A 10276-nucleotide genomic window follows, 5' to 3' on the forward strand; every position below is an offset into this window, starting at 1 on the left:
CATAGTTTAGCATAAATGCTGAAAAAATGCTTTTAAATTCCTAAGTAACAGAAGAACTAGAGAAAATCATCAGAATTAATCGGCATCATGCACAAATAAGCTACCTCTTGGAGCCAATACTTCACCATCCAAAATACGCGCTAGTACTTCATAATCTCCTTGATAAGCACGCGGGCTTGATAATTCTCCTACATTTAAACTTTGCTCTTCATCTGATAAATTGAGTGCATAGATCACATAGGCTTCTTCGGTATAGCGAATGATTCCGAAAATTTGTTGCTTTTGAGAATAAAAAGGGAAAAAATGTCCATGCTTTAGCACATCGTGTTTTTTTCTCCGGTTAATCCACTTTTGACAATTTTTAAATAAACGATGATCAATGGATTGCCATGGGAAAAATTTTCGATTATCAGGATCTTTACCACCCGTCAATCCAGCTTCATCTCCATAATACACACAAGGAATCCCAGGCATCATGAACATTAGTCCCCATGCCTGATCCAATGCCTCAACAGAACCATTGAGCATAGTTAAAATGCGCTCAGTGTCATGAGTCCCAATATTATTTAATTGATTATAATAGAAATCTGCTGGATAGTTTTCTTGATATCGAATCATTTCCTCACAGATATTCTTTAATGAGCGTGTTCGTTTTAAGAGATCTAAAATTTGTTGCCGTAATGGGTAGTTCATTACTCCTTGTAAATGATCTCCAAAAACATATTTTCGTCGTGTATCGTATGCAATCTTATTTGATGCATCTTCCCATACCTCGCCAATCAAAATTTTTTCTTGATAGGATAAAAGGTTTTTTCGAATACCCGCGATAAAATCATCTGTCAACTCATCAGCAACGTCTAAACGCCAGCCATCAACCCCTATCGAGGTCCACTTGGACAAAACACTGTCCAAATCACCATAAATGAATTCCTGATAATTAGGGTTTTCTTTGCGTACTTCTGGTAGATCGGCCACTCCCCACCAAGACTTATAGTCATCAGGATAATGATTAAACGTAAACCAATCGTGATATTTACTTTGCGGATCACGTGCAGCTCCAGTATTTTCGCCGTAAAGACCAGAGATATTAAAATAACGGCTATCTTTACCTACGTGAGAAAACACTCCATCTAACACTACAGCAATCCCAGCTGTATGCAAAGCAGCTATTAAACTACGAAAATCTTCTTCAGTACCTAAAACACCATCTACCTTGAAATAGTCATTCGTATCATAACGATGATTAGAAGTAGCCTCAAAAATCGGATTCAAATATAAAGCAGTAATTCCCAGTTCTTGTAAATAAGGAATTTTCTCTTGAATTCCTTTAAAGTTCCCTCCAAAAAAGTCCCAGCGAGCAATCTCATTCTTCTGATTTTTAATATAAAATGGTTCATCTTCTTCAGTCGCATAAATGAAAGAATTCTTTTTTGGCTGATTGATTGTTCGATCAGGATTTCCATTTGCAAATCGATCAGGAAAAATTTGATAAAAAACAGCATTCCGATACCATTTAGGAGCGATCTCTGGTTTTTGATAGCAGGTTAACTGATAAGGCACCACTTCTTGTTCCGAACTGTAGATTCTTCCTTCGCCGCCTTGATCATTGAAGCCATAGTATTGGATCGTTTCGTAATCTTCCGATTCGTGTACCACTTTAAAATAATAAAAATATAGTCCCCATCCTTGATCCATGATCGTTTGAAAATGAAAGCGATCTTCTGAAGCAGGTTCCATTGGAAATATTTTCTGTCCCACTGAACTTCCTTCTTTTCGTACAATCAAAAAGACTTTTGTTTTTTGCTGCTCAGGAACTGATAGCCAGATTTTGACCATCGTTCCTTCTTGAACAGCTCCAAATGGTTGCTTATAGCGTTCTATCCATGGATTAAAGTAAATATGAGTCATGCTGCGTTACACCTCGATCGTCTTCGTGGGCAAATACAGGCTCTATTTGCCAAATATCGTCTGCATAGCGTTGAACCGTATTGTCTGAAGAAAAGCGTCCTGCATTAGCAATGTTACGTAAGCTTATTTGCAGCCAACGACGTTTCTCTTGATAAGCTTGATTCACTGATTCTTGTGCTGAACAGTAATCTTCAAAATCACGTAAGACAAAAAATTCATCATTATATTTGATCAACGAATCAAAGATCTCTTGACCTTCCGCAAAAATATTGGGAATAGTTCCGTCGATTAGTGTTTTAACTACTTTGTGTATGACGGCATTCTCTCGATAAATTTCTGCCGAAGAATAATTTTTATTCTCATAATATTGATAAACTTCAGACTCAGTCAAACCAAAAATAGCAATATTTTCATCACCAACAGCATCTCGAATTTCAACGTTCGCACCATCCAAAGTCGCTATCGTCACCGCTCCATTCAACATTAGCTTCATATTAGATGTCCCTGAAGCTTCTTTTGATGCTAAAGAAATTTGTTCACTAACATCTGCTGCTGGAATAATCCGTTCCGCCAAACTTACATTATAATTTTCTAAAAATACAACTTTCAGTTTATCGTTTATCGTCGTGTCTTGATTAATCAAACGTGCAGTCTCATTTATCACTTTGATAATGGATTTTGCGTAATGATAACTTGGCGCAGCCTTTGCCCCAAAAATGAACACTCGCGGTTCAATTGGTAATTCAGGATTTTCTTTTAAATCTAAGTACAATTTGATTATATGCAATAGATTTAATAATTGACGTTTATAAGCATGCAATCGTTTGATTTGAACATCAAAAATAGCATGTGTATTTACTTTGATTCCATAATGCTCTTGAATATAGTTAGCCAGACGTGCTTTATTCTCTAATTTTGCCTGGTCCAACATATCAAGTACTTGATCGTCTTCCTCATAATTCAATAATAAACGTAGATCGCTTGGCTTTTTCCTCCAAGAGTTTCCAATGGTTTTATCAAGTACTTTACTCAATGCAGGATTGGCTAACTGTGTCCAACGGCGCATCGCGATACCATTTGTTTTATTATTGAAACGTGCTGGATAAATCAGGTAAAAATCGTGCAGAACAACTGATTTTAAGAGATCCGAATGTAACTTGGCTACACCATTTGTCGAATGAGAGCCAATAATCGCAAGATGGGCCATATGCACCTGGTTGTTCTGAATAATTCTTGTTCTTTGAATTAAATCAAAATCATGAACACCGGTCATCTCCTCGACAAAACGCCTATCAATTTCTTCTATAATTTGATAGATTCTAGGACAGACACTCTTCATCATGTTAATCGACCATTTTTCTAAGGCTTCAGCCATGATTGTATGGTTGGTATAACTCATCACTTCCTGAGTTAAATTCCAAGCCCGTTCCCATCCTAATTCCTGTTCATCAACTAGAAGACGCATGAATTCGGCAACACACATCGCCGGGTGCGTATCGTTGATATGAATTGCGATATATTGATTGATGTCATCGATGGGCTTATTGAGTTGCTTATAATAGCGTAATATACTCTGTACACCTGCTGAAACGAAAAAGTATTCTTGTGATAGACGTAGTTTTCTTCCCGCTTCATTAGAATCATCAGGATAAAGTACTGAAGTCAAATCTTCTACTGCTCGTCGATCTTCAATACTACGATAACGCTCTTCTTCCTCTGGTGAGATCTCTACTGACCACAGTCGCATTGTATTAACGGTACCATTCTGATAGCCAACCATCCCTGTATCGTATGGAACAGCTCGTAAAATCATTCCGCCATGATAGTTCGGCTTTAAAATACCAAATTCATCATGGCTCATGTATACATCTCCGCCAATGCGTACATCCACCGCTTTGCTTTCTTTGCGTACCTCCCAAAGATTTCCATTTTGAAGCCATTCATCTGGCAATTCTACCTGATAATTATCAACAAAACGCTGCTTAAAAAGTCCATATTTATATCGGATACCATTACCATTTCCTGGCAATCCCATTGAAGCAATCGAATCCATAAAGCAAGAGGCTAATCGACCTAATCCGCCGTTTCCTAGAGCCATATCAGGTTCAACTTCTGCCAAATCATCTAAATTGATGCCTAACTCGCTTAAGCCCTCTGTTACCAGATCTAGCCAGCCCATATTCAATAGATTACTCTTTAACATTTTTCCCGGCAAAAATTCAATAGAAAAATAATAAGCTTGCTTTTGCTCTGCTTCGCGATAGTCTTTCCATGTCTGCTGCCAATTTTGTGAATATGCCGAAGTCATTAATGAACCCAACGTTTGATAAAGTTCGTTTGGCGAAGCATCTGTGACACCCATCGCAAATTTTTCAGCCAAACGGCGACTGAATGATTGCTTAAATTCTGTTTTGTTCATTTTTTTCATCTCCAACCTACACTTTTTATAAATAAGATTTAATTATTGTTATAGCAAAATTTATGATAGAAAAAGCCAAAATCCATAGCTCGAGGCTTAGATTCTGGCTTTTCGAATCCTACATTTGTTTGTATAGTTCTAAATATTGACGACTAGACCCATCCCAACTAAAATCACGCGACATCGCTTCGTTCATCATCTTTTGCCAAATGTTTTGGTGGTCGTGATAAAGCTCGATTGCTTGTTTTAACGTGTTCATTAAATAGAATGGTTCAAAAATATTAAATCCAAAGCCTGTTCCTTCGTTTGTAATCGGATTGTACGGTTGGACGGTATCTCTTAGACCACCAATTTCATGCACAATCGGTAACGTACCATACCGCATAGAAATCATTTGCGATAAACCACAAGGCTCAAAAGCTGAAGGCATCAAAAACATATCCGCCCCTGCGTAAACCTTTTGTGCCAGAGTTACATCGAATGCAATATGAATACTTGTCTTATGCGAGAATTTTTCTCCAAAATATTCGAATTGGTTTTCAAAATTAGGATCACCAGTTCCAATTAAAACCAGTTGTACATCAAATTGCATCAAATTTTCCATCTCTTGCAAGAGCAAATGAAAACCTTTTTGATAAGTTAATCGGCTAACAATCCCAATCAAAGGCACATCCGGACGAACCGGCAAATCTAATAATTTTTGCAGTTGAACCTTGTTTTCCGTTTTTTTATTAAGCTGTTTTGCATCATAATTTGCAAAAATCGCTGGATCTTTTGCTGGATCAAAGGAATCGTAATCAATCCCATTCAATATTCCATGCAGCTTCCCGCTTTCCATTCGTAAAATCACATCTAAACCCGCTCCAAACTCAGCCGTTTTGATTTCTTCAGCATAAGATGGACTCACTGTAGTTACACGATCTGCATAAAGAATACCAGCTTTCATAAAGTTCACACAATCATTAAAGCGAATAGTTCCATCATCATACCGCTCACTCCCTATACCAAATAAATCATGCAGCACTTCTCGATCGTATTGCCCTTGAAATTCAATGTTGTGAATAGTAAGAACGGTACGTATTTGATTGAGTTTTTGAATCCATCGATATTTTTCTTTTAGTAAAAACGGTATAAAGGATGTATGATAGTCGTTCAAATGCATCACATCAGGAATAAACTCAATTTTCTCCATCAACTCGATGACTGCTTGTTGATAAAAAGCAAAGCGTTCCCCGTCGTCATAATAACCGTACAATTCCGGCCGATTGAAGTAATAGAGATTATCTAAGAAATAATAGTCAATGTCATTCATTCGCAAGTATTTAACACCGCAATACTGCTTGCGCCAACCAACATAGACATCATAAGAAAATAGATCCTCCAGTTGCTCTTTATAGCGATCCGGCATTTTTGTAAAATATGGTAAAACAACTTTTATATCCGTGCCTTTTTCCTTCAACGCTTTCGGTAAAGCCCCCGCAACATCACCCAATCCTCCTGTTTTAAAAAAGGGTGCACATTCCGCTGCTACAAATAATGTCTTCACGTTTTTACTCGCCTCCGTAAACGTCGCTTAGCACATGTGTATTTTTCTTGATCACAACTGGCTGCTCTGCCGAACCAATAATTTTTATTCCTGGCTCAACGACAACATTTTTATCTAAAATCGCATGTTTAATATACGCATTTTCATGAATACTACAGCTTGCCATTATGATTGAATCTACGACCTCAGCACCTTTTTCGATTACAACACTTCTTGAGAAAAGAGAGCCGTGGGCCTTGCCATCAACAAGGCAACCCGTTGCAAATTGACTATTTTTAACTTCCGAAGTTGGAGAATAATACGTAGCCACTTCATTTTTTAATTTTGTATATATCTTTTGCTTAGAATACAATAAAGATGTGAATTTTTTTGGATCTAACATTGCCATATTCGCATCATAATAAGACTTAATATCAAAAATATTACTCAGAAAACCAGTATACTCATAGGCATTTGTTTTTACTTGATTCATTGCTAAAGTCAAGAAATCAACTAATGCTACGGGACCACCCAAACTTTGCCCTTCGTGTAAAGCATTGATCAGCCAATCTGTACGGCAAATAAAGATTTTCATACTAAGATTGAGTATTTCATCATCGGTTTTATCTTCTAAGAAGTTATGATGTCCGTTTATTATACCGTGTTCATCCACTTCTAAAATTTCATCTTGGCGATAAATTTGTTCCTTCGGCATTTTCTTGTAGACGACAGTCATAACACTATCACTCTGTAGGTGAATTTTTAAAACTGCCTCTAAATCAATATTGCATAGCATGCGGTTCCCCATAAAGACAGTATATTCTGATTTTGATTTATTTAAATAATCGATTATTGATTCAAAATAGGGACGGCCTTCTGCTTTCTTTTTCAAAAAGTCTTGGTAAAAGTGGATAAAGTAACGACTATCGACACTATCTAGATGCCACTCGCGTCCGCCACCGATATGATCAAATACGGATTTTGTCATTCCTTGATTGAAAACCATATAGACAGATTTGATATTGGCATTAATTGCATTCGACAAATTGAAGTCAATCAACCGATATTTACAATCGAAAGGTAATGTAGCCAATGGTCTTTTTTCAGTTAATGGTAATAATTCTGGACATTCATATACATTTCCCAGAATGGCACACATTTTATTCGCTCTCACTTGTCAACACTCCAATCACTTCTGAATATCCAACAACTGCAATTTCGTCCGAACCATCCACAACAGCATCATCACCAATGATCGCATTCTCACCAATAATTGCTTTTGTGATTTGTACATTTTTTCCAATTGTCGCACCTGGCATAACAACACTATCGACTACTTTAGCTCCTTCTTTGACCTGAACATCATCAGATAAAATACTGTGTTCCACATATCCAGCGACATAGCAGCCATCTACTACCAATGAATTCTTTACATCAGCATTTTCAGTCAAGAAGTGAGGTGGCGAAATAGTATTTTTTGCTAAAACACGCCAGTTTTTATCTCGAATATTTAAACTATGATCTGGATCGATGAATTCCATGCTAGCTTCCCAGAGAGAGTCAATCGTACCTACATCTTTCCAGTAGCCGTCAAATCGATAGGCAAAAACATTCTCGCCACTTTCTAAGTATGCTGGTATCACGTGCTTACCAAAGTCTAGCATTTGATCATCTTTTTTATAGCTATTCAATAATACGCTGCGTAAACGACTCCAGTTAAAAATATAAATTCCCATTGAAGCCAAGTTGCTTTTCGGTTCTTCTGGTTTTTCTTCAAATTCAATAATTCGATCATTCTCATCAGTGTTCATGATTCCAAATCGAGAAGCTTCTTCAATTGGCACTTCAATTACTGCAACTGTTAGTGCTGCATTATTCGCCTTATGATCCTCTAACATCGCTTCATAATCCATTTTATAGATGTGATCACCCGACAATACCAAAACATACTGTGGATCCATCTGATCAATATAATCCATATTTTGATAAATTGCGTGTGCTGTTCCCTCAAACCATTTGCTTCCATCATTGCTAGAATACGGCTGTAAGATCGTAACACCTGAGTTTAACCCATCAAAGCCCCAACTGGAACCATTTCCAATATGATTATTTAACGCTAAAGGTTGGTATTGGGTGACCACCCCAACGTTGTTAATTCCTGAATTAATACAATTACTCAAAGTAAAATCAATAATTCGATAACGACCGCCAAAAGGGACAGCAGGTTTTGCAATTTTTTGTGTTAGTTTACCGAGGCGAGATCCCTTCCCGCCGGCTAAAATCATTGCTAAAATTTCTGTTTTCATTTTATTTTGATGAAGGACTTTCCTCCATCGACCTCCCTTCTATTTCTTACGTGTATTGATTGATTCTGGTTTTAAAATGATAGCTCCTAAAGCTGGCACAGTCGTTTTGATCAACTGAGCGTACTCTTTAAAATTAATTGATTCACTTTGACGATCCTCATTATGCTTCGTCCAAGTTCCACCGAATTCTTTCATTTCAGTGTTCCAAATTTCTTTATACGTTCCTGAATATGGCACACCAATATGGAAATCTTGCCGTTCAATCGGAGTCATATTCAAAACGACAATCAAGAAATCCTTCTTGCGTTTTCCTTTTCTCATAAAGGTTAAGACAGACTCTTCAGTATTATCGGCATCAATAATTTCAATCGTGTCATAAGAATCTTCTAATTCCCATAAAGCAGTTTGATTTCTATAGAAGTCGTTCAGTTTTGCAGTAAAATGCTGCATAGAATGATTCATTGAATCCGACAAATCTTTCCATTCAAGTCCTTTATCAAACTTCCACTCTAAAAATTGACCCCATTCACTTCCCATAAATAGTAATTTTTTACCTGGATGAGTCATAAAATAAGTATATAGATTCCGTAACTGTGCAAATTGCTTATAGCGATCACCCCACATTTTGTGCATCAAACTCTTCTTACCATGAACAACTTCATCATGCGACAATGGTAAAATGAAATTCTCTTGCATCATGTACATGAAAGAAAATGTAATCAAATTAAAATTATCTTTTCGATATATCGGATCCATCTCATAAAAACGTAAAACATCGTTCATCCAACCCATGTTCCATTTAAAATCAAAACCTAACGAACCACTTTCAATCATCCCAGTCACAGGAGTCTCAGAAGAACTTTCCTCCGCAATCATTAAAACATTTGGATGCGCTAATTTGATGACAGCATTTAGCTTTTGTAAAAAGTAATATCCTTCAAAATTACGATTTCCACCTTCATGATTGGGCGTCCATGGGCCATCATCATAGTCACGATAAATTATACTTGAGACAGCATCAACTCTTATGCCATCAATATGGAACATCTCAATCCAATACATCGCACTAGAAATCAGAAAACTTTGAACTTGTGGTTTCCCAAGATCAAAATTAATTGATCCCCAACGATTATTTTTAGCACGATCCGGATCAGTGTATTCAAATTGTGGCGTACCGTCATAATAAGGTAGCGTGTCTTCATTAATACAGTAATGGCCAGGTACCCAGTCAACTAGCACTCCAATATTATTCAAATGACAAGCCTCAACAAAATCTTGAAATTCTGCTGGTGTACCATAATAAGAACTCAAGGCAAAATAGCCAATCAATTGATATCCCCAAGAACGCCCTAATGGATGCTCCATTAACGGCATAAATTCCACATGAGTATAATTCATTTCAACTAAATAAGGGACCAGCTCCTTCGTTAAATCGGCAAAGCTGTAAGGTGTCCCATCCTCATGATGTCGCCATGAGCTAGCATGCAGTTCATATATATTCAGCGGTCTCTTAAAAGCGTTCATACGTTTATTGCGTCCGCGCCATAATCCATCCTTCCATTTCTTTTCAGGGAAATGATAGATCTCTGCTGCATTTCCAGGTCTTTTCTCAAATCGGACAGCAAAGGGGTCTATTTTTAAAATTTCTCGGCCGTCTGCTTGTTTCACTTTAAATTTGTAGAGATCACCCTCATTTGCTTTATTAGTAAATACCTGCCAGATTCCGCTTGATTCATCCTTTTCCATGGGCAAATCTTGCCAATCATTGAAATCACCAACGAGGGACACAGCTAACGCATTTGGTGCCCATGCTCTAAAGATATACCCATCATTCTCTAGATGAACACCTAATAAATGTTGTGCATAAAAATTTTCTCCCGACAAAAATGTTCTCTTAGCGTCATCCATTTGTTGTTTTTTATTTTGTTTTGTATTTTCCATGAGAACCACCTTTTTGAGTGAACGATAATCCGTTCTTATATTGCATTTTAATGTGCAAAGCTTAATAATAAAAACGCCGAATGTTTTATTATAATGACACAAACCTTAATAAAATAACGTATCAAGCGTTTTATCAATTCCTCTCTGCATTATTAAAAGTCCCTACTAACATTATAT

Annotated in this window: 6 protein-coding genes; all 6 read right to left on the reverse strand. The window is 37.0% G+C overall.

The features are described from left to right. Nucleotides 1–75 precede the first annotated feature (75 nt). A complete protein-coding gene (locus tag JZO85_RS01175; RefSeq protein ID WP_207106665.1) occupies nucleotides 76–1908 on the reverse strand; it encodes a glycoside hydrolase family 13 protein in 1833 nt (610 codons plus the stop codon). Beyond that, nucleotides 1889–4327 carry a glycogen/starch/alpha-glucan phosphorylase gene (locus JZO85_RS01180; RefSeq protein WP_207106666.1) on the reverse strand — a complete coding sequence of 813 codons (2439 nt, stop codon included), beginning with the start codon at nucleotides 4325–4327 and terminating at the stop codon, nucleotides 1889–1891. The genes JZO85_RS01175 and JZO85_RS01180 overlap by 20 nt, the downstream gene beginning before the upstream one ends. Nucleotides 4328–4445: 118 nt before the next feature. Beyond that, a complete protein-coding gene (gene glgA, locus JZO85_RS01185; RefSeq protein ID WP_207106667.1) occupies nucleotides 4446–5873 on the reverse strand; it encodes a glycogen synthase GlgA in 1428 nt (475 codons plus the stop codon). 4 nt (nucleotides 5874–5877) lie between these two features. Then, nucleotides 5878–7026: a glucose-1-phosphate adenylyltransferase subunit GlgD gene (glgD, locus tag JZO85_RS01190; protein ID WP_207106668.1), complete on the reverse strand. Its 1149-nt coding sequence runs from the start codon at nucleotides 7024–7026 to the stop codon at nucleotides 5878–5880. Further along, the gene (locus JZO85_RS01195) at nucleotides 7013–8158 is read right to left on the reverse strand and encodes a glucose-1-phosphate adenylyltransferase (protein WP_207106669.1); all 1146 of its coding nucleotides are present in this window, start codon (nucleotides 8156–8158) and stop codon (nucleotides 7013–7015) included. The genes glgD and JZO85_RS01195 overlap by 14 nt, the downstream gene beginning before the upstream one ends. A gap of 39 nt (nucleotides 8159–8197) precedes the next feature. Beyond that, nucleotides 8198–10099, reverse strand: a complete 1902-nt coding sequence (gene glgB, locus JZO85_RS01200; RefSeq protein ID WP_207106670.1) for a 1,4-alpha-glucan branching protein GlgB — start codon at nucleotides 10097–10099, stop codon at nucleotides 8198–8200. Between the last annotated feature and the right edge of the window lie 177 nt (nucleotides 10100–10276).

Source organism: Candidatus Enterococcus murrayae, assembly GCF_017315985.1.
GTDB classification, from domain to species: Bacteria; Bacillota; Bacilli; order Lactobacillales; family Enterococcaceae; genus Enterococcus_A; species Enterococcus_A murrayae.